Annotated in this window: 21 protein-coding genes; 17 read left to right on the top strand and 4 right to left on the bottom strand. The window is 61.1% G+C overall.

Features of this window, described 5'->3' with window-relative positions:
- The first annotated feature begins 24 nt into the window (after positions 1 to 24).
- From WM40_RS13000 to WM40_RS12940, 13 genes are all read left to right on the top strand, one after another.
- On the top strand, positions 25 to 1,464 hold the full coding sequence (locus WM40_RS13000; protein WP_024903031.1) for a CpaF family protein: 1,440 nt from the start codon (positions 25 to 27) through the stop codon (positions 1,462 to 1,464).
- Positions 1,464 to 2,504, top strand: a complete 1,041-nt coding sequence (locus WM40_RS12995) for a type II secretion system F family protein (protein WP_036009260.1) — start codon at positions 1,464 to 1,466, stop codon at positions 2,502 to 2,504. Before WM40_RS13000 ends, WM40_RS12995 begins: the two co-directional genes overlap by 1 nt.
- Before the next feature lie 24 nt (positions 2,505 to 2,528).
- Positions 2,529 to 3,485: a type II secretion system F family protein gene (locus WM40_RS12990; protein ID WP_051504340.1), complete on the top strand. Its 957-nt coding sequence runs from the start codon at positions 2,529 to 2,531 to the stop codon at positions 3,483 to 3,485.
- The gene (locus tag WM40_RS12985) at positions 3,482 to 4,417 is read left to right on the top strand and encodes a tetratricopeptide repeat protein (RefSeq protein ID WP_024903028.1); all 936 of its coding nucleotides are present in this window, start codon (positions 3,482 to 3,484) and stop codon (positions 4,415 to 4,417) included. The genes WM40_RS12990 and WM40_RS12985 overlap by 4 nt, the downstream gene beginning before the upstream one ends.
- A gap of 102 nt (positions 4,418 to 4,519) precedes the next feature.
- Entirely contained in the window at positions 4,520 to 4,924 is a 405-nt protein-coding gene (locus WM40_RS28750; protein ID WP_157684987.1) for a DUF3613 domain-containing protein, read from the top strand.
- 391 nt (positions 4,925 to 5,315) lie between these two features.
- A complete protein-coding gene (locus tag WM40_RS32295; RefSeq protein ID WP_313905198.1) occupies positions 5,316 to 5,717 on the top strand; it encodes a TadE family protein in 402 nt (133 codons plus the stop codon).
- Entirely contained in the window at positions 5,714 to 7,783 is a 2,070-nt protein-coding gene (locus tag WM40_RS12970; RefSeq protein ID WP_024903025.1) for a pilus assembly protein TadG-related protein, read from the top strand. The genes WM40_RS32295 and WM40_RS12970 overlap by 4 nt, the downstream gene beginning before the upstream one ends.
- A 60-nt stretch (positions 7,784 to 7,843) precedes the next feature.
- On the top strand, positions 7,844 to 9,241 hold the full coding sequence (locus WM40_RS12965) for a sigma 54-interacting transcriptional regulator (protein WP_024903024.1): 1,398 nt from the start codon (positions 7,844 to 7,846) through the stop codon (positions 9,239 to 9,241).
- The gene (locus tag WM40_RS12960; protein ID WP_024903023.1) at positions 9,242 to 10,048 is read left to right on the top strand and encodes a DUF2968 domain-containing protein; all 807 of its coding nucleotides are present in this window, start codon (positions 9,242 to 9,244) and stop codon (positions 10,046 to 10,048) included.
- Positions 10,045 to 11,043: a pyridoxal kinase PdxY gene (pdxY, locus tag WM40_RS12955; protein WP_046153047.1), complete on the top strand. Its 999-nt coding sequence runs from the start codon at positions 10,045 to 10,047 to the stop codon at positions 11,041 to 11,043. Before WM40_RS12960 ends, pdxY begins: the two co-directional genes overlap by 4 nt.
- A 72-nt stretch (positions 11,044 to 11,115) precedes the next feature.
- Positions 11,116 to 11,712: a tRNA adenosine(34) deaminase TadA gene (gene tadA, locus WM40_RS12950; RefSeq protein ID WP_046153046.1), complete on the top strand. Its 597-nt coding sequence runs from the start codon at positions 11,116 to 11,118 to the stop codon at positions 11,710 to 11,712.
- Between the two features lie 39 nt (positions 11,713 to 11,751).
- Positions 11,752 to 12,810: an LD-carboxypeptidase gene (locus WM40_RS12945; RefSeq protein WP_024903020.1), complete on the top strand. Its 1,059-nt coding sequence runs from the start codon at positions 11,752 to 11,754 to the stop codon at positions 12,808 to 12,810.
- A gap of 257 nt (positions 12,811 to 13,067) precedes the next feature.
- Complete coding sequence (locus WM40_RS12940; protein WP_046153074.1) at positions 13,068 to 14,660, top strand: ABC-F family ATPase; 1,593 nt, start codon at positions 13,068 to 13,070, stop codon at positions 14,658 to 14,660.
- Between the two features lie 163 nt (positions 14,661 to 14,823).
- On the opposite strand, the gene WM40_RS12935 is transcribed toward WM40_RS12940, so the two are convergent.
- The 3 genes from WM40_RS12935 to WM40_RS12925 form a co-directional block, all read right to left on the bottom strand.
- Positions 14,824 to 15,072 carry a DUF1289 domain-containing protein gene (locus tag WM40_RS12935; protein ID WP_024903018.1) on the bottom strand — a complete coding sequence of 83 codons (249 nt, stop codon included), beginning with the start codon at positions 15,070 to 15,072 and terminating at the stop codon, positions 14,824 to 14,826.
- 65 nt (positions 15,073 to 15,137) lie between these two features.
- On the bottom strand, positions 15,138 to 16,676 hold the full coding sequence (locus WM40_RS12930) for a phospholipase A (protein WP_024903017.1): 1,539 nt from the start codon (positions 16,674 to 16,676) through the stop codon (positions 15,138 to 15,140).
- Between the two features lie 92 nt (positions 16,677 to 16,768).
- Positions 16,769 to 18,196, bottom strand: coding sequence for an Nramp family divalent metal transporter (locus WM40_RS12925; protein WP_046153072.1), 1,428 nt, complete (start codon positions 18,194 to 18,196; stop codon positions 16,769 to 16,771).
- A gap of 598 nt (positions 18,197 to 18,794) precedes the next feature.
- Here WM40_RS12925 and WM40_RS12920 point away from each other — a divergent pair.
- From WM40_RS12920 to WM40_RS12905, 4 genes are all read left to right on the top strand, one after another.
- A complete protein-coding gene (locus WM40_RS12920) occupies positions 18,795 to 19,889 on the top strand; it encodes a polyamine ABC transporter substrate-binding protein (RefSeq protein WP_096349176.1) in 1,095 nt (364 codons plus the stop codon).
- 98 nt (positions 19,890 to 19,987) lie between these two features.
- Positions 19,988 to 21,127: an ABC transporter ATP-binding protein gene (locus WM40_RS12915; protein ID WP_024903014.1), complete on the top strand. Its 1,140-nt coding sequence runs from the start codon at positions 19,988 to 19,990 to the stop codon at positions 21,125 to 21,127.
- Positions 21,124 to 22,137 carry an ABC transporter permease subunit gene (locus WM40_RS12910; RefSeq protein WP_082102667.1) on the top strand — a complete coding sequence of 338 codons (1,014 nt, stop codon included), beginning with the start codon at positions 21,124 to 21,126 and terminating at the stop codon, positions 22,135 to 22,137. The genes WM40_RS12915 and WM40_RS12910 overlap by 4 nt, the downstream gene beginning before the upstream one ends.
- Before the next feature lie 47 nt (positions 22,138 to 22,184).
- Entirely contained in the window at positions 22,185 to 22,994 is an 810-nt protein-coding gene (locus WM40_RS12905) for an ABC transporter permease subunit (protein ID WP_036009297.1), read from the top strand.
- 5 nt (positions 22,995 to 22,999) lie between these two features.
- On the opposite strand, the gene WM40_RS12900 is transcribed toward WM40_RS12905, so the two are convergent.
- Positions 23,000 to 24,079: a threonine/serine dehydratase gene (locus WM40_RS12900; RefSeq protein WP_024903011.1), complete on the bottom strand. Its 1,080-nt coding sequence runs from the start codon at positions 24,077 to 24,079 to the stop codon at positions 23,000 to 23,002.
- Positions 24,080 to 24,182: the final 103 nt, after the last annotated feature.

Genomic DNA, 24,182 nt, shown 5'->3' with positions numbered 1-24,182 from the left:
GCAGGCGTGGCTTAGGAGGGCCAGATGTTGAACGAGATCGAGTTCGCTGACGACAGTGCGTCGGGCTTTGTCCATTCGCAGCGTTTCGCGGAAATCAAATCCGCGGTACATGCTCATTTGTTGAGCCGGATCGAGGAGCTAGGTACGGAGTTTGGCCGATGGTCGCGCCGCGCAATCGAGCAATTTGTTGAATTGGAAGTGGACGGCTACGTTCGCTTGCGGCGCGTTGGCATCAACGAGAACGAATTGAAGATCGTCGTCGATTCACTGACGAAGGAGTTGGTGGGGTTGGGGCCGTTGGAAGATCTCCTGCAGGATGTCGGCGTGGAAGACATTCTGATCAATGGCTTCGAGGACGTCTTCGTTTCGCGCAAGGGCGTGCTGCGTCGTGAGGCCGTGCGCTTCACCGACAACCAGCACGTCCTGCGTATTGTGCGCCGCGTGCTGGCGCCACTGGGAAGGCGCATCGACGAATCAAACCCGATGGTGGATGCTCGCCTGCCTGACGGCGGGCGCTTGAACGTCGTGATCGAGCCATTGGCGGTAGACGGTCCGATGGTGTCCATCCGGAAGTTTCGCAAGCAACCGTTGACGCCGGAGGAACTGCTGGCGATGGGTACGATGGACCGTGGCATTTATCAACTGCTGCGGCTGGCGGTGAAGGGGCGATGCAATATTCTCGTATCCGGTGGAACCAGTTCCGGGAAAACGTCGTTGCTGAATGCGCTTGCGAGCTTTATCAATGAGTCGGAGCGCATCTTGACGGTGGAGGATACGGCGGAATTGTCATTGAATCATCCACATGTGGTGCGCCTGGAAAGCCGGCACGGCACGTTCGAGGGCAGCGGCGAGGTCACCATTCGGGATCTGATCCGTAATAGCTTGCGGATGCGTCCGGATCGGGTCGTTGTGGGCGAAGTCCGCGGCGCTGAGGTGTTGGAAATGTTGCAAGCGATGAACACGGGGCATGATGGATCGATGGCGACGATCCATGCGAACAACCCGCGTGAGTGCTTGTATCGAATCGAGATGCTGGCCGGTTTCGCCGGGTATGTCGGTAGTGAAAGCAGTCTGCGACGGCAGATTGCCAGCGCGCTCGATTTCATTATCCAGATCGGGCGCTTGCCCGGAGGGCAGCGGCGCATTCTCTCGGTCACCGAAGTCACCGGCTATGGCGACAATATCGTGACCACGCAAGAGCTGTTCCGTCATGAAACGCGCGTCGACGGCGACGGCAATGAGAGCGATTTCTGGCATGCGCTCGGCGTGGCACCGCACACGCCGAAGCTGGCGCGTTTCCGTGACCAGTTGCTGCCTGGCAATCTGCAACACGACGGAAACGGTCAGGGCGAGGATCCCCATGATCCCGGCGCGCAGCAAGGGGGAAAGAGCGCGGGGGGTGGTCATGCCGGTGGGCCGGGCAATGAGGGCCAGTCGTGGGGTGGCTGGTTCGGGAGGAAATAATGAGCAGCACGATGTTATTGCTCGCCGCTGTCTTGCTCGGGGTGGCCGGCATCGTGATCTGGCAGTCCCACCGTATCGAGCGTCGTCGTGCGCAAAACGCTGGCGCTTTCGCCGATCGACGCATTGAAGCCGCACGTGCGCCACCGCCGGTGGTGCGCCCAGGGTTCGATGGCAACGGCGAGCGTGGCGGCGTGCAGGGCGGCAACGCCGCCGCCATCTCGGCTGGCGCGTGGACGTCCGCGGGCGCGAAGGCCAGGAAGGACGGTACCGGTTCGCCGGTGCGGCAATGGTATGCGGGTGTGATGGCCGCGCCCTGGGTCGAAAGCATGGTCCTGCGTGCGGATATCCCGGCACCCGGTCGTTGGCTGGCGACCCGCATCGGCGCCCTTGTTGGCGCGGCGTTGCTGGCTTGGCTGCTGGTGGGGTGGGAGATGAGCGCGTTCGTGCTGGTGTTCGGCAGTGCCGTCTGTGCGTTGCTTTTGCACCTGCGCATCGGGCGCCGACGCAATCGGATCGTGCGACAACTGCCGGTGTTTCTGGATCTCATGGTGCGCCAGGTCACGGTGGGCACGAGTTTGAATTCCGCCTTTCAGCAATTGGCGCCGAAGACGGCGCAGCCTTTGGGCGCGATTCTCGAACGCGCGGCGCAGATGAATCGCGCGGGCGTCGAATTGGATACGGCGGTAAAGCAAGTGGCGCGGCTTTATGGCATCGACCAATTGCTGATGATCGGCGCGGTGCTGGGCGTGTCGACGAAGTTTGGCGGTAGAAGTGATCAGGTACTCGAACGGATCGCGGGCTTCATGCGCGACACGGAACAGGCACGGGACGAACTGGTGGCGTTGTCCGCGGAGACCCGCCTTTCCGCGTGGATTCTCGGCGCACTGCCGTTGGCCGTCGCGCTGTTTCTAATGTGCTTCAACCGTCAGTTCTTCCTGGGGATGTGGGAAGACCCGATCGGTGCGCGAATGTTGTTGGGGGCTGCCGCATTGCAGACGCTGGGTAGCGTCATGCTTTATCGGATGGCGAAATCGGTGTGACCACCAGGACGCAATGAACGCGAAATGATGAATGCCACCACGGAAGGACTGATCGCACTGGCGCTGATCTTGGCCGCGCTTGCAGCCGGCGTCGTTGGCGCGGCACTGATGTCGCGGGCACGTTCGCTGCATAAGCGTTCGATGCGTCTCGACGAAGCCGTTGCCGCAAGGGCGGGCAAGACGGTGGCCGCAAAGCCATCGAAGCGGCAGGGGTGGCGCGACCGCATTGAAGACATCGGCGTACGCGGGTTGGCGACATCGATAGGTCAGTCCCTCGTGGCGGATGAGGATCGCGTGTTGCTGGATCAGTGCGGTGTGGACACGGTGGTCGGGCGCGCGTGGTTCTTCCTCGCGCGTGCCGCGTTGTGTATCGCATTGCCACTGGGTAGCTATCTTTTGTTAGGCAAGGGTTCGGTGCTGGCTGCTTGCCTGACCGTGTTCTTCGGGTTTGGCGTTGGCTACATGGCGCCGAAATACGTGATGAGCAAGCGCGCCGCGGCACGCCGCAAGCGCGCGGACGCGGAATTGCCGTTGCTCGTCGACCTGTTGCGGTTACTCCAGGGCGTGGGCCTGAGTGTCGATCAGGCAATGCAATTGATCGAGCAGGATTTTGCGCCATCGATGCCGGTGTTGGTGACGGAATTGCAACATGCGAGCGCGCAGTACCGCAGCGGACAAACCCGTGAGTCCGCGCTGCAACGTTTTGCCACCGTCTACAAGAACGACGACATGGCATCCATTGCGGAACTGATCGTCCAGGTCGATCGTTATGGCGGTGGCGTTCAGGAGCCGTTGCGCCAGTTTGGCGACCGCATGCGGGAACGTCGCCGATTGGACTTGAAAGCGCGCATCGGTCAATTGACGGTGAAGATGACCGGCGTCATGGTGACCACGCTGTTGCCTGCGCTGATCATCGTGACAGGTGGCGCCGGTTTTATCGCGATCATTCGTGGCGTGTCGCAATTTGGAGGGATGGAATGAAGCCTGTCTTCATCGGGCATCCGAATCTACGTCGCGCGACGCGGCAGGGCGCGGCGCCGCTCGCGCTCATCGCGCTTGTCGGCGTGGTGCTGTCCCTGGCCGCCTGTGCGTCGCGCACCACCACGGCTGATACGCTGTGGCGCGACCAGCAGATCGCGCGTCAACAAATCGACCAAAAGCCGCAGGCGCCGAATGACCGCGGGTTATATCTGTCGCTGATCGTACAGATGCAGGCAAAGGGCTTGTACTTCGCCTCGCTTGCACACATCGATGCGTTCGAGAAGCGTTATGGACAGGCCGGCGACATCGCGCTGCTGCGCGGTGATGCATTGCGCGAGACCGGGCAGCCAGCCGCCGCGATCGCGGTTTATCGACAGTGGACGAACGGCGACACGGCCGCCGCCGCGCAGCATGGTTTGGGGCGGGCGCTGGCCGACGAGCATGATAACGCCGGTGCCATGGTGGCGTTGCAAACGGCCGTGGCGCTTGATCCAACGAACGTGTCCTACCTGAACGACCTTGCTTATGCGCGCTTGCTGAACGGCGATGTTGCGGGTGCGCGGATTCCGGTCGCGCAGGCGGCGGAACTCGCCGCGGAAAATCCGAAGGTGATCGCGAACCTGGCGCTTTACTTGATGCTTTCCGGGCAGGCCGCGCAAGCCGATGCCGTGATGGTTCGCGCCAAGATGTCGCCTGAAGCGCAACGTACCACCCGATCGATGGCGGCATCCATGCGCGTCGGCCACGGTGGCGCAAGCACGCATGATGGCGGCGAGCGGGCCACTGGCGATGCGGGTCCGGCTGTGTACGGCCGCGACGACGGTGCCGTGCGTCCGACGATGCCTGACGATCCCACCACACGCCAGGTACGCAATGATGCCGTGGCGTGGCAGGGTGGTTCCGTTTTGCAGCGGTTTGCACAAACGCGCTGACCGGGCGAGGTGATGCGGTGCCAGCGAAGTCGGGGTATCCACGCAATATCTCATTCAGCGTATCAGCGCCGTGATGAAGCCGCGTTTGGAGGGAGTGGCGAGATGAAGGATCAGAGAACAATGCACGCGGATGGGCTGGGTCGTTGTCCCAACGTGCACCGCGGATGGAGGCGGACGGCGATCGGCGCGAGTTGGGTTATGGCGCTGGCAATGCTGTTGCCTGGCGCGCGGGCCTGGCCGCAATCGAGCGGGTCCACACCAGGAAGTCATGCCGCCGACCCCAATCGATTGGCGACGGCGGATGATCCCGACGAACGCGATGGATTGGGGCGTGCGACCCGTCATCTGCTGTCGTTGCAGGTCAGTGGCGCGGCCGCCGGGCCAGCGCAACCAATGACGGGTGACGCCACATCGGCCGCGTACAAGCGGTACAGCGACACCTTCACGCATCCGGTGCCGGAGTTCTTTCAGCAACGGGTGCGCAGTGATAACAGTGGCGGGTCGTAAGCCGCCTTTGACGGATGTGATGACAGCGTCGACCGGGTAGGCGCGAGCGTGAATGGATGTGAGGCGGTGATGGCCGCCGTTGCGCGGTAGCGAATGGCAGCGCGGGCAGGGGCCCGAAAGCAGGGTGCGGAGAGGAATGATGGAAGCTAGCAGGGGGATGCGCGCGACAATGCGCGCGCAAACGCGTCGGGCGGGGCCCGCGATGGTGGTACGCGTGGTGCGCGTCCTGGCCGGTGCCGCGGTTGCGCGTGCCGGCGCACGGTGTGTCCCGACCACTGCGCTGGGTGCGCATGGACAAAGCGCCGGTCCGCATGTAACGGCTGTCGATCGAACGCCGTCGCGCGGGCGACGGCGCCCGCGTGCGCAGGACACGCGTGGCCAGCAGCGCGGCGTGGCCGCGGTCGAGTTTGCCTTGGTGTTTCCGGTGGTATTCCTGCTGGTCTATGGCTTGATCACCTGGGCGCTGATCCTGCTGGCACAGCAGACATTGACGCTGGCGGTCGGCGAAGGCGCGCGTGCCGCGCTGCGCTATAGCACGAGCCCGATCACGGCAGCGTGCGCGGCGGTCAACAACGCCACCACCTGGCTGGGCAGTACCGCTTGCGTCACCTCCACGCCAAGCGCCACGGCTTGTCCGTATCTGTCGACCCAATCGTGCCTGAAGGTCACGGCCAGCTATAACTACGCCTCGAAACCCCTGGTGCCAACATTGCCGTTCCTGAATCTCGTTCTGCCGACGACGCTCACCGCCAGCACGACCGTGCAACTCGAACCGGACGTGCTGATCAAATGAACCCGAGGCGTGTCGCCGGCGTGTCGCGCTTGCACGATTCGCACACCTTGTCATTCCAGCATGGCCGGCGTGGCGCGCAACGCGGCTCGATGGCCGTGACCATCGGGCTATTCATGCTGGTCGGCATCGTGCTGCTCGAGTCGTTGGTGCTGGGCTATCAATACTATCTTCGACGGCAGATGCAGAATGTCGCGGACATGGCGGCGTTGGCCGGTGCGCAGACATTGAGTGGTGTCAATTGCAGTTCCGCGATCGCCGCTGCGACGAGCAATGCCGCATTGAACGCCACGACAACCTCGCTGGTCGTCGACTGCGGCAACTGGAGTCCGAGTTCCGCGGCCACCGATCACTACACGATTCTGAGCGGCATACCGGCGACCGATCCGAATGCCATCCGGGTATCGGTCACGGGGCAGATGCCATTCGCGCCGGATTGGATGCCTTCTTCCCAGGTCTATGCGCAAGCCATCGCGATCCGCAACGGCACGCCGGTGGCGGTTTTCTCGATCGGTTCCGGTTTGATCTGTTCGCTGTATGCCTCCGCTTTGTGCGGCAGCGCGGTGGCCAATGTGAATGTGAGCATGATCTCGTTACTGCGAGCACTGGGTTATACGGTGCCGACCAATATCACGCTGGCCGGGCTGAACGCGCTGCTATCGACGAATTCGGTAACGATGAACCAACTGGTCAGTGCGGTCGCCTCGGTTACCGGCGTGTCCAGCCTGTCCACGACGCTCGGACTGAGCGGCGTGGCGGGCAATGCATCGATTCCGTTGTTGTCGACCGGTGCGACGTCGCGGGGACTGATGACGATGGACAGCCCGTCCTCCACTTCCACCTCCGTTGCCACCAGTGTGTTGAATGCGCAGTTGAATGCGCTCGATGTAATCACCACGGCACTGGGCATCGCGAACAAGAACAGCGCGATCGGGGCGGCGATCGGTGCCGGCGGCATTACCGCGCAGACTTACCTGGTCGCACCGCCTTCGATCGGCATCGGTGGTGTTGGCGCGACTGCCTACGCTGCGCAGGTGCGCGTCTATGCGCATATCACCTCCGCGGGCTTGACCGGATCGGTACCGTTGCTTGGCCTTGTTGCGAGTTTCGATCTGCCGATCGAGATTGACGTCACCGGTGCGCAGGCCACGTTGACATCGCTTTGTACCGCACGTGACAGCAGCTATAACGACCTGGCCAGCTTTCATGTGACGAATCCGTTGCTGCAGTCGTGCGTGGGCAATATCACGGCGGCATCGGTCATGAATCCGGCCACCAGTTGCAGCGCCGGGGTCGGCTCCCAGACGATTCTGTCGCTGGTCGGTGGGTTGGCGAAGATCAACGCCGGACTGACGTTGCAGGGTTTCGCGAACGACGGCGATTACACGCTGTCCGCCGGTCAGAGCGTGACCACGGGCAGCAATCCGCTGTCCTTGGGTACGACGTTGTCGCAAGTGCTGACTGCGCTCAATACGCAACTGGTCGCGTCCTTGCTGCCGGGGGCGTCCACGGCGACTGGCGTGACAGGCTCTTCCTCAGGCAGCAATAGCGCGACCGGCAGTACGACGTTGGCATCGGCGTTGCTGGGCGCGACGGGTAGCACGCTGTCCACCGCCGCGACTGCGGCGCAGACCGGTCTGAGCGCGCTCGCCACGTTGTCCTCCGCGCTGACTTCCACGGGAACGCAGGTCCTGAGCGGGCAGCAAGTGACGGTGGCGAGTTTGCTGACCGGGACGGTGAGCGCGGTGTCGTCATTGTTGACGTCGGTGCAGCAGATCGTCGGCGGCCTGGTGTCCGGGCTGCTGTACCCGTGTGGCTTGCTGGGCAACGCCCAGGCATGTCTGGCGTCGAAGTTGTCGGGTACGGCAACGGCGAACGGCACAACGGTCTACAACAGCTTGTTGGCAACGGCGGGACTTGTCGCGAATTTGCTGCAGCCGGTTCTGAATTCGCTTGGGCTTCTTTTATCAAACGCGCTGCAAAGCTTGTTGGGCGCGAATCTGGGTCAGGCCACGTTGAAGCTGCTGAGCTTGAACTGTCTGGGAACCGACGTGCGACTGGTCAAGTAACGTCGCACTACGCCGCATGCGGCACAAGAGGGAATACGCGTTTCACGCGATTTGAACATGATTAAAGACCTGACCTTTCTCGACGGACTGGAAGTCTATGTAGTCGAGGGCTATGTCGATATCTTCGACCGCGTGGAACGTTGCCTGAGCGGGCCGGACAGCACGGTACGCCGAGTCGACCATGACATGCCGGCCGGCAAGCGCTCGCCGCGCAGCCTCGCCATCGTGAGCGTGAGCGCCATCGACGGGGCAAACTGGTCGCGTGACTGGGAAGCCACCCAAGGCATGGTGGTGATCTGGGTGGGAGCGGCGCCGCGTGGTCATGACGGTCGCGGCGTGGGTGATTATCCCGCGGACTATCGCTATGTCCTGCCGTTGGACTTCACCGCCGCCGAGCTGCGCTCGCTCGTGATGAAGGTCGTGGAACAGGTCAACGCGTCGCTGTCTCCGATTCGCGACACGGATGTGTTCATCGCCGACTCCGAGCCGATGCAACAACTGTTGACCGAAGTTGATCTGTTTGCCGATTGCGATGCAAGCGTGCTGATTCACGGCGAGACCGGGGTGGGCAAGGAGCGCATTGCTAATCGACTGCATCAAGGGCATACCCAATATGGGAAAGGCCCTTTTGTTGCGGTAAACTGCGGAGCGATCCCGGAAGGACTGTTTGAGTCACTATTCTTCGGTCATGCGAAGGGCGCTTTCACAGGAGCGGCGGCACAGCATCGTGGTTTTTTCGAACAGGCATCGGGCGGCACCCTGTTCCTGGATGAGATCGGCGATCTGCCCGTGTTCCAACAGGTCAAGTTGTTGCGGGTGCTGGAGGACGGCACATTGATGCGGCTCGGTTCCACCGCGGCAATCAAGGTGGACTTCCGGTTAATCGCCGCGACCAACCGCGACATGCTGGAATTGGTCGCCAGTGATCGGTTTCGTGCCGATCTGTATTATCGAATAGCGGTGATCGAATTATTGGTGCCAAATCTGGAAAGTCGGGGAGCGGCCGATAAAATCGCCATATTTAAGTCTTTTTTTACCCATGTTATTGGGGCGGAGCGCGCGAAATCATTGCCGGAAATACCGTACTGGCTCACAGATGCGGTGTCTAATATGCGTTTTTCGGGTAATGTGCGGGAGTTGCGAAATTTGGCCGAAAGAATCGCTGTCGTGGTCCGACAGCTAGGGCATTGGGATGTTGTCCGTATACAACGAATGTTGCTGGCAGCACGAACCGAGCGCGAAGCAGTCGCGGTGTCGTCCTTGGCCACGCCTAGTGTGGATCGTGGTCGGTGGGATACGGGCGAACGATCCCGCGTGATGGCGGTTCTTGAGGAAAACGGCTGGCGCCGACAGGCCAGCGCGACAGCGTTGGGCATCAGCCGTAAGGTGTTGTGGGAAAAGATGCGCAAATATCAATTATTCGACGAAGAACCGGCAACGCGAGAAGGGAGAGGGTGAATGATCGCAGTTGATGCGAGTGCGGCGGGCATCCGCTTGGCAGTAGGCGGCATGCTGGCTGGTGCGGTGTGGTTCTGCGTAGTACCTGTCGTCCATGCGCAGTCGCTTGCCACTCAGCAGGCCGGGCAGGCCGGTGTTCAGCAAGTGAACGGCGGCAAGGAAAACCTGCCGGCGCTGAATGCGGACGCATCGCGTCAGGCACAGGCGATGCGTCCGCAATCGGGGGCGCCTGCGGGCACGCCGACGGCGCAGGATGTGGCGACCAATGGGGGGAACGTCGCGGAGTTGCAGCGTCGGATCGCGAATAAGGAATTGGCCGAACTTCGCACCGTGTATAACGGCAGCTACGGTGCCAGTCTGTTGATGGCAACCAACGACACGACGTACTATGTCGCGTTGTTCGAGCGCAAGAATTTCTGGCGTGTTGTCAAGACGTCCGATATGGCGCGTGCCGATGCGATTTTCCGCGATTTCGCCGCCCAGACATCGGATCTGGCGCAGTCCGAGATTCGTGCCGTGCAATTGGCGGCGCAGCGTAGTCAGACCGAGATGCTGATCGACGTCAATAAGGAACGGGCCGCGCGTATCCAGGCCGACCTTGCGATTCAACAGACGCAGCAGGAAGCGGTCAACGAACGCCAGCGCCAGTCGGAAGCGCAGATGGCGCAACTGGCGGAGGAAAATCGTGCCGCCCAGGCGCAATTGGCCGACCTGCAAAAGCAATTGGCTGACCTGCAACGTCAGCAGAACGCGGGCTTGCCGACCGCTGGGACGCCGACGCGTACCAGCGGCAAGCGCAGTCGATGACGGCATGCACGCCGCCGGTTGTGTTAGGGACGGTTACCGCCGTCGCTGACACGTTACCCTTGTCACCGGCGCCATTGGTGCTGTCCGTACAGTCCCATGTCGCGTTCGGCCATGTGGGCAACGCCGCTGCCGTGTTGCCGCTGCAACTGCTCGGCATCCAGCCCGTGGTGGTCAATACGGTTCAGTTCTCGAACCATACCGGTTACGGCGAGTTCAAAGGCCAGGTTTTTCCGGCGTCCCATATTGGTGAGGTGCTGGAGGGCCTTCGTGCGCGCGGCATCCTGCAGCGTTGCGTCGCGGTGCTGTCCGGTTACCTCGGTGACGCCGCCACGGGCGAGCAGATCCTCGCCGCGGTAAGCGAGATTCGTCGTGGTCATCCCGATATGCTGTACCTGTGTGATCCGGTTATCGGTGATATCGGCCGCGGTGTCTTCGTGCGTCCCGGTATCCCGGCGTTCTTACGTGATCGCGCAGTGCCAATGGCGACGGTGATCACGCCCAATCACTTCGAATTCGAATGGCTGCATGGCGCGCCGGTCCGCAGTGTCGACGAGGCAATTGTCGCGGCGCGCGCCATGCTGGGCGCGCCAGGACGGCCGGGACCGCGTATCATCGTGATCACCAGTTTCACCGGTGATCACACCGCGCGGCGAGAGGTCGACACACCCGCCTCCGCGTCCGGCGTTGCCGATGTTGCCGCGCCAGCCGATGTCGAACTGCTGACGCTGGGTATCGATGCCGACGGCGCCTGGGAAGTCGCCACCCCGCGTGTGCCGCTTGATCCCTTGCCGAATGGCATGGGTGATGTGTTTTCGGCATTGCTGCTGGGGCATCTGCTGCGCGGGATGCAGTTTCCCGCTGCATTGTCAGAGACCGTCAGCGCGTTGTACGCCTTGGTGGCTGCCACTGCACCCGGCGAGCGTGATCTCCCGTTGGTGGCCGGCCGCGAACAGTGGGTGGCGCCGCGACACCGTTTCGCGGCCGAAGCGCGCTGATTCGAAACGGCACGGCGGTTCATATACTGCCTTACATGTCGTCTGACCGCTGTTAGATAAAAGAGCCTTTCCTTGAAGTCCGATTCCACCGATGACGGATTCTCGTCGCCTGCCAAGGTTCCGGACCTGTGGTCGGAGCGGGACGCGCGCCTGATGCGGTGTGCGCTCGACGCCGCGCGGCAGGCACGGGCACGCGGCGAAGTGCCCGTGGGCGCGGTCATTGTCCGGGGGGATGAGATCATCGCCACCGGATTCAACCAACCGATCGGGCGACATGACCCCTCGGCCCATGCCGAGATGATCGCATTGCGTGCGGCGGCCATCGCATTGCAAAATTACCGTTTGCCAGGCTGCGAATTATTTGTGACGCTGGAGCCTTGCGCCATGTGCGCGGGTGCCATCATGCACTCCCGAATCGCGCGTGTGGTCTACGGCGCGCCGGACCCCAAGACCGGAGCGGCCGGAAGCGTGGTGAACCTGTTTGGCGCGCCGCAACTCAATCATCACACCCAAGTCCAGGGCGGCCTGCTGGAAGCCGAATGCGCAGCGGACTTGCGGGCGTTCTTCGCGGCGCGGCGGGCGGCCGTCAAGGCGGCTCGGATCGCGAAAGCCGAGGCGCCGGTAGCGGAGGTAAGCGTGTCGGACGCGCGCGACGGTGACGGCCAATAGTCGATCGACCCAGCGAGACAGTAATGATTTGGAGGCTTCATGCGCACTTTGCTTGACCAGATGACTAGCCAGATGATGTCGACGGCGGGCCAGACCGATGGTGATGCGTTTGATGACGCGTTGTCGTGCGATGGCGGCGATTCCCTTCGCGACGTCCCGCAGCGACCTTGCGATATTCGCTTGGTTGCGCCGTCGGGTTATGCCGATTTGGCGCGGGTCGCCCGTGCGGTCGCTTATTTGCGAGCGCGGGGGCATCACCTCGCCGCCGCCGGGGCGGCGAGTCGCAAGTTCGAGCGCTTTGCCGGGACCGACACCGAGCGCCTTTCGGACTGGCTGGACCTGGCGAATCCCGCCGTCGCGGTGCCCGACATCGTCATGGCGGTGCGAGGGGGCTACGGGGTGGTTCGTGTTCTCGACGGCATCGACTACGGCGCGCTGCGCGAACGTTTCACTGCACCGGGCGCTCGCTGCCCCATCATCACCGGCTACAGTGACATTACCGCACTGCATCTCGCTCTATATCAAAAAGCGGGCATGGTGACCTTTGCCGGGCCGATGCTGGCATCGAATTTTGGTGCTGACATTGTCAGCCGGTTTACCGAAACGCATTTCTGGTCATTGATCCAGTCGTCCCGCTACACGATCGACGGGACGCTGCCCGATCAGCCGCACGTCGATGTGGAGGGCATCCTGTGGGGCGGCAATCTGGCGACGCTCGGCGCATTCGCTGGCACACCCTATATGCCACCTATCGAGGGAGGCATCCTGTTTCTGGAAGACGTCCACGAGCAACCCTATCGGATCGAACGAGTGCTGTACCAACTGCATCTGTGCGGTATTCTTAAACGGCAACGTGCCATCGTACTCGGTCATTTCACCGGTGCCGACGGCGCGCAAGACTATAACAACGGCTACACGCTGGCCACGACGATGGCGCAGATCGGTGCCGTGTCCGGCGTGCCGATTGTGTGGGGCTTGCCGTTCGGGCATGTTGACGACATCGTTACCTTGCCATTCGGTGCAACGGCCCGTTTGCAGTCCGGCTCCCATGGTTTTACGTTAACCGTGTCGGACTATCCCACGTTGTCGACTTCTTGACCGGCACGTCATATCGCGCGAACGCCTGCACGGGCGCCGCGAATGGTAAAATACCGGATTGACGTAGGCGTGTTTTGGCGTTCACCCGTGTGGCGCTGTCTGGGCCGTCCGCGATGCGCGGGCGTGTCATCCCTGTTTCCCGACATTCCGGCTCCGCTTTCCCGGCCCCGCATCACGGTTGTGGCGGGATGGCGAGCGTGGTCCGCAACGCGCCCCGCGCCGTTTTTGGCATTCATTCGTATTTATCGAGATCACCAGTGCTGTCCACCGCGAATATCACCATGCAGTTCGGGCCGAAGCCCTTGTTCGAGAACATCTCGGTCAAGTTCGGCGAAGGCAATCGTTACGGCCTGATCGGCGCGAACGGTTGCGGCAAATCCACGTTCATGAAAATCCTGGGCGGTGACCTTGAGCCGTCGGCTGGCAATGTGTCGCTGGATGCGCACATGCGACTGGGTAAGTTGTCGCAGAACCAGTTTGGCTATGAGGACATGCGTGTCCTCGACGTCGTGATGATGGGGCACACCGAGATGTGGGCGGCGATGGCCGAGCGCGACGCGATCTACGCCAATCCGGATGCCACCGAGGATGACTACATGCGCGCGGCGGACCTGGAAGCCAAATTTGCCGAATATGACGGCTATACTGCGGAAGCCCGCGCCGGGGAACTGCTGCTTGGTCTGAGCGTGCCGATGGAACAGCATAACGGCCTGATGAGCGAAGTCGCTCCGGGCTGGAAACTGCGTGTATTGCTGGCGCAGGCCCTGTTTTCGAATCCTGATGTGTTGTTGCTCGATGAACCGACCAACAACCTGGACATCAACGCGATCCGTTGGTTGGGTGACGTACTGGATCAGCGCGATTCGACGATGGTCATCATTTCCCATGATCGACACTTCCTGAATCAGGTCTGCACGCACATGGCGGATATGGACTACGGGACGTTGAAGGTTTATCCGGGCAACTATGACGACTACATGCGTGCATCGACGGAAGCGCGCGAACGGGCGGTGGCAAACAACGCGCGGGCGAAGGAAAAGATTGCCGAACTGCAGGATTTCGTCCGTCGATTCTCGGCGAACAAGTCGAAGGCAAGCCAGGCAACCAGCCGTCGCAAGATGATCGATAAAATCAAGGTGGAGGACATCAAGCCATCATCGCGGCAGAATCCGTTCATCCGTTTCGAGTTCGAAAAAAAGCTGCACAATCTGGCCGTGACGGCTGAAAACCTTAAGAAGTCGTACGACCGGACGTTATTCCAGAAGACGAACGTCACGGTCCAGGCGGGCGAGAAGGTGGCCATCATCGGTGAGAATGGTGCCGGCAAGACGACACTGTTGCGCACGCTGCTCGGTCAGTTGCCCCCGGACGAAGGCGTGGTGAAGTGGGCCGAGAACGCCAATGTCGGCTACATGCCGCAGGATACCAACGAGATGTTCCCACAGCCGATGACGCTGACAGAGTGGATCTCGCAATATGCGCAGGAAGGCGACGACGACCAGGTGCTACGGGGAACGCTGGGACGTTTGCTGTTTGGCGGCGACGATGTGGGCAAGTCGGTCAAGGTGCTGTCCGGCGGTGAAAAGGGGCGGATGATCTGGGGCAAACTGATGCTCGGCAAGCACAATGTGCTGCTGATGGACGAGCCGACGAACCATATGGACATGGAATCGATCGAATCGCTGCAAGCGGCGCTGGATCGTTTTCCTGGCACGCTCGTATTCGTCTCGCACGACCGGGAATTCGTCAGCGGCCTGGCGCAGCGGATCATCGAAATCCGCCCGAACGGCGAAGTTGTCGATTACCACGGTACCTATGAGGAATACCTGCAGTCGCAGGGTATCCATTGAAGTCGTCCTGCGCGTTGCCCGCTGACCGGGCGACGTGGGGAGAAATGCCTCCTGACGGTGCCGTATCGACGCCCGGACCCACGTCCGGGACGCATATGTCACGCTACCGGGAGGTTTTTTTCATCACCATGCGATGCGCGCGCGTTTATTCAGGAACCTGTGCTCATGTGCCGGATTTGGGGGGCGTATGACGCGTAAAGCGCAGCGCGGTACCCTCGGCGTTGATGCGGTGCCAGACCGCACGTTTCTCTTCATCGCTGAGGAACACCCAGTTGCTGACCTCGACCGCGGTCCGGCCGCAGCCCTTGCAGACGTCGTCGAACAACGTTGAGCAAACGCCGATGCACGGACTGTCCGGTGTGTCATGAAGGTCGGAGGCAGAGACGGTCGTTGCGTCGGTTTTCAGGGTCATTACGGTGAATCAGACATACATCGAGGTGAAAATACGATGGTCACGCCCCGTGCGCCTTTACCGTGTCACCGATAAATGCTGTAGCCCACGCGAACGTTCCAGTGCTGGCGGTTATTGTAATCCAGCAAGCTCTGTCCATACCCGTTGAAATACCCCACCCATACATAGCCGCCGAAGGCACCGCCGAACAGGCGCTGTGCCGGATAGGTCAGTTGCGCGTCGATACTGCCGTACAGCGCATGATTGCCCTTGCGCAGCGTCGTGAACAATTCCAGCCCGTCCGGACGGCCGTACCGGATCTGGAAGTCGGTGTAGCCGCGGTACTTCGCGATGTCCGAGTTTTCGCTCTTCTGCAGGTAATAGTAAATCTTCGGCGCCAACGTCAACTGGGTCGACCACGGCATCGAGAAATGAACGATCGGCTGCACGTAGGCAATGTTGATGCTGCGCGAGTCGTTGCCGGCCTGGCCGTTCGATTCGTGTTCGAGCCCCGCCTGGAAGCCGAGCGAATCGAACCAGCGGCCACGCAGGCCCGTATCCGGTAGATAGTAGAAAATCGATGGCTTGTAGCTGGTGTCGCGGAACGGCTTCGAATTCGCACTCAAATCCCATATTGAGACCTGTGTATAGCCGAAGTACAGGTTGTCGACGAGGCTGCGCGAACGGGGATCGGCCGGCTTGACGATCCGGTATTTGAAGCTCAACTGGAAGCGTGCGGTGGTATGGCCATTCCGGCCTACGCCGATATACATCGGTTCATAAAAAGACAGACGGCTCTCCGGGTTCGTTGCCGCAATGGCGGCCTGTTGCTGACCGATCGACGCATCACTTGCCGGTACCGCGCCGGTTGCCGTCGTGGTTGTTGGCGATGCTGCCGTACCCGGAGTGGCGTTCGGCAGTGTCGCGGCTGGACCATGCTCCGCACCATGTGCGCGCTCGCTGCCTTCGGCGGCACCCGGTCCGATCGCGCTTGCTGCCTGGTTGGCGGCAATCGTCAGATTTTGCTGTTTGCCTCGATCAAGTGTGACCAGGGCGGGCGATGCATTGAAGTCCGCCACCTGTACGCGGACTGTGCCGCGAGCATCGGTCGGCCAGGGGGCGCTGTAGGAAATGCGTCGGAACTGCCCCGGCCGCAACGACAGGAATTCCGGCGCTTTCGGATCGCGGGTCAGTGTCAAAGTTTGTGGGGGCAAGTCTCCGCTGGTGAGCGCCACTTTCAGCGTGGACGGTACGGTGTACCGCACGCTGTTGCGCCTCGCGCCATTGGTTGGATTTGCACGATTTTCCGTATCTTCGGCGAATAACAGCGTCACGCGCATCGGCAGCGACGCTGGGACGACGGTCGGGGGGGAGACAACGGTCACATCCGCACGCGCGGTTCCAGCGGCCGCGGCCAGTAGCACGGTGCCTCCGAGCATCTTCGTCAGCAGTGGCGAGATACGGATCGGCGCCAAGATCGGCATGGCCGGTGACGTCGGCTTCACAAGACGCCGCGCCGCTTTCGGGTGCGTTTGCACGTCCGAAACGTTGGATACGAGATCGTCCAGAAAGCGGACGACGATGCCGGAAGGCACGGTAGCGTGCGACGAAGCAGGTAGTGGCATGGCTGGCAGGGCGAAGGATGCGTATTCAGAAAGTTCTCATCGACTATACCGTGCGGAATCCCTGCTTGCTTGCAATCCGATTTCGCGCGAATTTACTGCAGAAACTGGAGGATTAGCATGCCGTTCAACATCAGGATTGCCGCCGTGATGGCCCAGTTTACCCAGCCACGGATACCACGCACGGCCCATTGGCCCATCAATTGACGGTTCTGCGCGAAGATCATGAGGGGGATCACGGCCAGCGGCAATTGCATCGACAGGACGACCTGACTGGCTACCAGCAATCTATTTGATCCTTGAGGGCCGAACCATGCCACCGCCCATAATGCCGGACCTAGTGCCAACGCGCGGGTCAGCAAGGTGCGCTGCCAGTCACGCAGCCGCCATCGCATGAATCCTTCCATGACGACCTGGCCGGCGAGGGTGCCCGTGACAGTCGAGTTCAAGCCGCAGGCGAGCAAGGCGGAGGCGAACAACGTTGCCGACCACCCGTTGCCAACCAGGGGAGATAGCAGTCGGTGGGCGTCACCGAGGTCATCGACCTGGGTCCAACCGGCTGCATGGAATACCGATGCCGCTAGTATCAGCAGCGCGGCATTGATCAGAAAAGCGAACGTCAAGGACGCGAAGGTATCAAAACCGACGGTCCGCAGCGCACGATCGATCAACGCCGGTGCCCCTGGGGATATAGGCTCGCGTGGCAGCGCCTCGCCTGTCATGGCCGCACGATAGCCGCGGATGAAAATCCCGGTCACACGGTTACGCCGCGCGGTGTCTTGCTCCCTGGCGCAGGCAGTGGCCACGTGCCCGACGCCATGGTCAGCATGCGCGTAGTGCTTGACCAGCGCTGAATGGAGATACAAGTTGTGCGGCATGACGGTGGCGCCGAGAATACCGGCGGCAAGCCAGAGCATGCCTGCATGGCGAACCAGGTCTGCCGTGGGCACCAGGCCTTGCGCAACGGCGTGCCAGTCCGGATGCGCCACCGCCAGTTGTGCCGCGAACGACGCGCCGACAAAAAGGATCAGCGCCGTCACTACGATCTCGATCGCGCGAGAACCAAATCGCTTGAGGCCCAGCAAGGCAATGGTGCCGACGGCGCACAAGACGACGCCTACCGTCAGCGATACGCCCAACAGGAGTTGCAACGCCACGGCGCTCCCGACCACTTCCGCGACATCGCAGGCAATGATCGCGACTTCGCTGGTGATCCACAGGTATCGCGCGGTGCGTGGCCCGAAGCGCTCGCGGCAAAGCTGCGCAAGATCACGGCCAGTAACCAGGCCAACGCGCGAGGCGGTCCATTGCAGCAACATGGCCGCCACGCTGGCCAGCAGCACGACACTGAGCAATGTGTAGCCGAACTGCGCGCCGGCAGCCAGGTCAGTCGCCCAATTACCCGGGTCCATGTAGCCCACCGCTATCATCGCACCCGCGCCGACGAACCGTATCCAACGCGTGGGAACCGCCGTAACACCCGATCCGGCGTGTGAATGCGCCGTTGAGTCGGTGCCGTCCATCGCGGGTTGTCCTTCGACGTTCGCATCGTCAACGCATCCGGCCGCGCCCGCGTGGCCCAATACACAGATAGCACGCGCGCCGGAGGCAGGCTCGTTGACGACGTCATGATTCATAGGCAGGTGCTCCAAGGACAGGCTAGGTTAAACGTTCAGAACGTTATTCATCGATTTGCGGCAGGTGTGACGACGCCATAAATCATTTACAAGTAAATTTTTCTTTATGATAACGATTCCTATTCGCATTTGTAGAATATTGAAGCGTCACCGCGGTGCAGCAGCAACAACCGTGCCGTTGCGCAACAGCGGCGGTACGGACATCGGACTGAAAGTGCTTCGTCAGCTAAAAGCGATTTCTTTTTGTTCATGTCCGAAATAATGATAGCTTTCGCTTTTTCGGTTGGAAGGATGATGGTGTGTTGCGCGATACCGTCGAAACCCGCCGGTGTTCGGTTTGCGCACAAAGCTTGATTTTGTCACCGTTTCAGGTACTTTACTCCGCGTCAACATGCGGGGTATTCGCGGAGGAAGCAAAATGAGAAAACAGCGGTCGGTGGCACCTGTCCATGTCCAATCGCAACGGCGTTCTGCCGTGCGCGGCATGATCGCCGGCGTGCTCGGTTCCGTGGTGGCCATCGCGGGACTGGGGATGGCCCTGGAGGCGCATGCGCAGACGACATTGAATGTCTACAACTGGTCTGACTATATTGCCAAGGACACGGTTTCGAACTTCGAGAAGCAGACGGGTATCAAGGTTCGTTATGACAATTACGACAGCAATGACACGTTGCAGGCGAAGATGCTGACCGGCAATTCCGGCTATGACATTGTCACGCCCACGAGCAATTACGCCGGCCGCCAGATCGCGGCGGGGATGTTCACGCCGCTGGACAAGTCGCAGCTCCCGAATTTGAAATATCTCGATCCGGCCCTGATGAAGCTTGTCGCGGGTGCGGACCCCGGCAACAAGTACGTCGTGCCGTGGGCGTACGGCACGACGGGCCTCGGCTACAACGTTACGAAGGCCAGGCAATTGCTGGGTGACAAGGTAGACCTCGATAGCTGGGATGTTTTTTTCAAACCGGAAAATCTGTCGAAGCTGAAGCAGTGCGGCGTATCGGTGCTGGATGCCCCAGACCAGGTGTTTGCCGCGGCCTTGCACTACCTGAACCTGCCGACCGACAGCACGAAGCCGGAGGATTATCAGAAGGCCCTGGCGTTGCTGAAGACGGTTCGACCGTACATCACCCAATTCAGTTCGTCGGGCTACATTAACGATATGGTTGGCGGCGACGTGTGCTTCACGCTGGGCTGGTCCGGCGATATCACCATCGCCCGTCACCGCGCGGAAGAGGCGAAGAAACCGTTCAAGATCCAGTACTTCATTCCGAAGGGCGGTGCCCCGGTGTTCTTCGACGTCATGGCCATTCCGAAGGATGCGAAGAACAAGGAGGCAGCGCTGAAATGGATCAACTATATCGAGACGCCGCAAGTGCACGCGGCCATCACCGATACCGTCTACTATCCGAGCGCCAACATGGAAGCGCGGAAGTATGTCAGCAAGGCGGTTGCCGAAGATCCGGCGATTTATCCTCCGCCTGATGTCGTGAAGACGTTGTTCCTGATGAAGCCGTTGCCGCCGGCGATCCTGCGCCTGCAGACGCGGCTGTGGACCGAACTGAAAACGGGTCATTGATCGGCCCGAGTGGCAGGGTGAGGGCCCGGTACGGGGTGAGGCGCCGTTGGTGGCCTCACCCTTTTCCTTATTCAAGAGTGTGAAGTGAGTATCCAGTAATGAGTAGAGCACGTGACGCATCGTCGCGCGCCGCCGCGCGTACGGCGTCGGACGAAGGGTTTATTCAGATCGTCGATGTCGTGAAGCAATTCGGCGATACGACGGCCGTCAAGCATGTCGCGCTGTCGATCGCACGCAAGGAAATCTTCGCGCTGCTCGGCAGCTCCGGTTGCGGCAAGTCGACGCTGTTACGCATGCTGGCGGGCTTCGAGGCTCCCACCGCGGGCCGCATTCTGATAGACGGTCAGGACATCACCACGTTGCCGCCGTACAAGCGGCCGGTCAACATGATGTTCCAGTCCTACGCCTTGTTTCCCCATATGACGGTCAGCGGCAACGTTGCTTATGGATTGAAGCAGGAGGGCGTGCGGGGCGGCGAATTGCGTGAGCGGGTTTCACGCGTGCTCGAACTGGTGCAGATGGGGAAGTACGCGAACCGCAAACCGCATCAGTTGTCGGGTGGCCAGCAGCAGCGTGTTGCATTGGCGCGTAGCCTGGTGAAGCAGCCGAAATTGTTGTTGCTGGACGAGCCGATGTCGGCGCTGGACAAGCAGATTCGTCAACGCACGCAGTTGGAACTGATCGAGATTCTCGAAGCGGTGGGGGTGACGTGCATCATGGTGACGCATGACCAGGAAGAGGCGATGACCATGGCCGATCGTGTCGCGGTCATGAGCGAGGGCGAAATCGTCCAGGTCGGGCCGCCGAGTGAAGTGTACGAATTCCCGAACTCACGGTTTTCCGCGCAGTTCATTGGCTCGACGAACTTGTTCGAAGGCCAGGTTATCGAGGACGCGTCGGATCACGTGCTCGTGCACGCACCCGCGGTGTCGAGACCGATCCTGATTTCGCACGGCATCACGGGACCGGAAGGCATGGCGGTTGCGGTATCGGTGCGCCCCGAACGCGTGGAAGTCGGTCGCGAGGCGCCAGCGGCACCACATAACTGGACTATCGGCACGGTGGAGCAGACTGCTTATATGGGTGCTTATACGATGTGCCATGTCCGGTTGCCGTCGGACATGGTCGTGGTGGCGAATGTCTCCAGTCTGACGCTGGCGCGTCTCGGCGTGCCGGAGATTGGCGAGACGGTCTATCTGAGCTGGGGCGCCGATGCCGGCGTCGTGCTGACATCATGAGTACATTGCAACCCGGATCGACCGGCGACCGGCATGCGCGCGGTGGTGTCGAAGGTGGTGCCCAGGGGCAGCCGGGCAGCGGCGGGAATGCCGGCCAGGGTAATGGCCTTCTGGCGCGGCTTGCGCGTCGCGCGCATGTCGGTCGCTCCGCCGTCATTGCGGTGCCGTTCCTGTGGCTGATGCTCTTCTTCTTCATTCCGTTCCTGCTGGTCATCAAGATCAGTTTCGCGGACCAGGAAATGGGCATCCCGCCCTACACGCAGTTAGTTGACTTTGCCGACGGCATGCTGCGGGTGAGCTTGCAGCTGGGGCACTATGCTTTCTTGCTGACGGACTCGTTATATTTCGCGACCTATGTCAGTTCGCTGAAAATCGCCGCCATCTCGACGTTCTTCTGCCTGTTGATCGGCTATCCGATGGCGTATCAAATCGCCCGTTCAGACCCGGGTCGGCGCAATTTGTACTTGATGGCGGTGATGCTGCCGTTCTGGACGTCTTTCCTGATTCGCGTCTACGCGTGGATCGGTATTTTGAAAAACAATGGCCTGCTGAACCAATTCCTGATGTCCACGGGTCTAGTGCATTCGCCCATCGCGTTGTATCACACGACCTGGGGCGTCTATATCGGCATGGTGTATTCGTATCTGCCATTTCTCGTCATGCCCCTGTACGCGCACCTCGTGAAGATGGATCGATCGGTGTTGGAAGCGGCCTATGATCTCGGGGCGAAACCCTGGCAGGCGTTCTGGCAGATCACGGTACCACTGTCGCGTAACGGCATCATCGCCGGCTGCATGTTGGTCTTCATCCCGTCGGTCGGCGAGTATGTGATCCCTGGCTTGTTGGGCGGCGCCGATACGCTCATGATCGGGCGTGTCATGTGGGACGAGTTTTTCAGCAACGCCGACTGGCCGATGGCCTCTGCGGTCACTTGCGCCATGGTAATCCTGCTGCTGGTACCGATGGCGTTGTTCCAATATTCACAAAACAAGGAGGCGCAGAGCCGATGAGTCGCGCATCTTTGTCCGCCAGCGCGTCGGCCAGGCCGAAATGGTCGATGGTCCGAGGTCTGTCGCTGGGTGTCGGTTTTGTGTTCCTGTATGTACCGATCATCTCGCTGATCGTCTATTCGTTCACCGCATCGGAGCTGGGCACCGTCTGGACGCATTTCTCGCTACGCTGGTACGGCGCGTTGTTCCACGATGACGAACTGATCTCGGCGTTTTGGCTATCGCTGAAGATCGCGGTGGCAACCGCCTTCATGTCGGTCGCCATCGGCACCTGGGCCGGTTTCGTGTTGGCGCGGATGGGCCGCTTTCGTGGATTGACGCTTTATAGCGGTATGTTGAACGCGCCGTTGGTAATTCCCGAAGTGATTCAGGGCATTTCGCTGCTGTTGCTGTTCGTCGAAGTCGCCAAGTACATCGGCTGGCCCGCGGAAAGAGGCTTTTTCACCATATGGATCGGCCATGTGATGATGTGCATGTCCTACGTGGCCGTCATCGTCCAATCGCGTGTGCGAGAGTTGAACCCGTCGATCGAGGAAGCGGCGCTCGACCTTGGCGCCACGCCGTTGCGGGTGTTTTTCACGATCACGCTGCCGATGCTGTCACAGGCGTTGGTGGCGGGCTGGCTCCTGGCATTCACGTTGTCATTCGATGACGTTGTGTTGTCCGCGTTTCTTTCCGGGCCGGGATCGACAACGTTGCCGTTGATCGTGTTTTCGCGCGTGCGTCTGGGTCTGAATCCGGAAATGAATGCGTTGGCGACGCTATTTATCAGCGTGGTGACAATTGGCGTGGTGATGGCCAACCATCTGACCCTGCGCCGTCAACGCGCCCGTGAGGGGCGCACGCCAGTTGCTTGACTTGATCAAAGGCTGCGCTCAGCATAGGCACGCAGCAATTGCTGCGAATAGACGTCAGGATCGGTATTGCTGCCGCTGAGCACGATACCCACACGCTTGCCGGCCAACTCGCGCCGCAACGGTCCGAGCAGGGCCGCGAGCGGTGCCGCGCTACTCGGTTCCACCGCCATTTTCAACTGGTCGAACAAGCGCAACATCGCATCGCCCAGTTCGGCATCGGTGACGGTGACGACGCGATCCAGATAGCGTCGACACAATTCATAGCTATATTGCCCGACGTCGTTTGGCGCGAGGCGCTCGTCGAACGACGCGCGCGTACCCGTACGCACCGGTTCGCCGGTCATGATGCTGCGGGCTAGGGCATCGGCATCGCGCGGCTCCACGCCAAAGACACGGCAGTCGGGATTAGTGAGTCGGAACGCGATGGACATCCCGGCCGCCAATCCGCCACCGATGGGAACGATCACGGCATCCAGCTTCGATGCTTGCGTGGCCCATTCATAGCCGAGCGTCGCGGTGCCGAGTACGGTGCGATAGCCGTGAAAGGGCGACAGGAAAGTTCGGCCTTCCTCCGCGACGATGCGCTCGACTTCATCGAGTGCCGCGTTGGCGCTGCGGACAACGACGACGTCGGCGCCGTAGTGTTCCGCCAGCGCGGTCCGCGAACGGATCGCACCGTTGGTGACGACGATCTTCGCGCTGATTCCCAACCGCATTGCCGCGTAGGCGACCGCCACGGCATGATTGCCGGCGCTGGCGCATGTGACGCCCATGCTGCGCTGCGTATGACTCAACGCCAGCATGTTCGAATAGGCGGCGCGGGTCTTGAAGGTCCCTGCATATTGCAACAACTCGAGTTTGAAATGGAGTTGCGTGTCTTCCAGCGAGATGAAGTCGTTTTTCTCGAAATGGGGCGTGCGGGTAACCCAGGGCGCAAGCGCCATGTGCTCGGCGGCAATATCGTCGAGGGTGGGAACCGGAATGCCAGCCACGATATCGGCCGTGGCGGCACTGCTCGCAGAGAAGGTCGGAAGTCCCTGAAGTCCTGATGTATTCGACGGATAGGCCATCGTCTTGTCGTTCATCCGGTTAGCCCCGTTCGACCTGGCGCTTGCGCGCGGGGTCCCGTGGCGCGTTTCCCTTTCCCTGCGCAGCAACCGACCCACCGGCGCGAGGCCAGTCGGCGGT

It is taken from the genome of Robbsia andropogonis (genome assembly GCF_000970345.1).
Classification (GTDB): Bacteria; Pseudomonadota; Gammaproteobacteria; order Burkholderiales; family Burkholderiaceae; genus Robbsia; species Robbsia andropogonis.
Note: the sequence above shows the minus strand (reverse complement) of the source record. Positions and strands in the feature narration are given on the sequence as shown.

What these genes read in the sequence shown, in the direction of transcription:
- WM40_RS13000 (WP_024903031.1), top strand. Translation starts at nt 25, where the DNA reads ATGTTGAACGAGATCGAGTTCGCTGACGACAGTGCGTCGGGCTTTGTC.
- WM40_RS12960 (WP_024903023.1), top strand. Translation starts at nt 9,242, where the DNA reads ATGATCGCAGTTGATGCGAGTGCGGCGGGCATCCGCTTGGCAGTAGGC.
- pdxY (WP_046153047.1), top strand. Translation starts at nt 10,045, where the DNA reads ATGACGGCATGCACGCCGCCGGTTGTGTTAGGGACGGTTACCGCCGTC.
- WM40_RS28750 (WP_157684987.1), top strand. Translation starts at nt 4,520, where the DNA reads ATGAAGGATCAGAGAACAATGCACGCGGATGGGCTGGGTCGTTGTCCC.
- WM40_RS12935 (WP_024903018.1), bottom strand. Translation starts at nt 15,072, where the DNA reads ATGACCCTGAAAACCGACGCAACGACCGTCTCTGCCTCCGACCTTCAT.
- WM40_RS12915 (WP_024903014.1), top strand. Translation starts at nt 19,988, where the DNA reads ATGAGTAGAGCACGTGACGCATCGTCGCGCGCCGCCGCGCGTACGGCG.
- WM40_RS12985 (WP_024903028.1), top strand. Translation starts at nt 3,482, where the DNA reads ATGAAGCCTGTCTTCATCGGGCATCCGAATCTACGTCGCGCGACGCGG.
- WM40_RS12990 (WP_051504340.1), top strand. Translation starts at nt 2,529, where the DNA reads ATGATGAATGCCACCACGGAAGGACTGATCGCACTGGCGCTGATCTTG.
- WM40_RS12905 (WP_036009297.1), top strand. Translation starts at nt 22,185, where the DNA reads ATGGTCCGAGGTCTGTCGCTGGGTGTCGGTTTTGTGTTCCTGTATGTA.
- WM40_RS12910 (WP_082102667.1), top strand. Translation starts at nt 21,124, where the DNA reads ATGAGTACATTGCAACCCGGATCGACCGGCGACCGGCATGCGCGCGGT.
- WM40_RS12970 (WP_024903025.1), top strand. Translation starts at nt 5,714, where the DNA reads ATGAACCCGAGGCGTGTCGCCGGCGTGTCGCGCTTGCACGATTCGCAC.
- WM40_RS12945 (WP_024903020.1), top strand. Translation starts at nt 11,752, where the DNA reads ATGCGCACTTTGCTTGACCAGATGACTAGCCAGATGATGTCGACGGCG.
- WM40_RS12900 (WP_024903011.1), bottom strand. Translation starts at nt 24,079, where the DNA reads ATGAACGACAAGACGATGGCCTATCCGTCGAATACATCAGGACTTCAG.
- WM40_RS12995 (WP_036009260.1), top strand. Translation starts at nt 1,464, where the DNA reads ATGAGCAGCACGATGTTATTGCTCGCCGCTGTCTTGCTCGGGGTGGCC.
- WM40_RS12925 (WP_046153072.1), bottom strand. Translation starts at nt 18,196, where the DNA reads ATGGACGGCACCGACTCAACGGCGCATTCACACGCCGGATCGGGTGTT.
- WM40_RS12920 (WP_096349176.1), top strand. Translation starts at nt 18,795, where the DNA reads ATGATCGCCGGCGTGCTCGGTTCCGTGGTGGCCATCGCGGGACTGGGG.
- WM40_RS12930 (WP_024903017.1), bottom strand. Translation starts at nt 16,676, where the DNA reads ATGCCACTACCTGCTTCGTCGCACGCTACCGTGCCTTCCGGCATCGTC.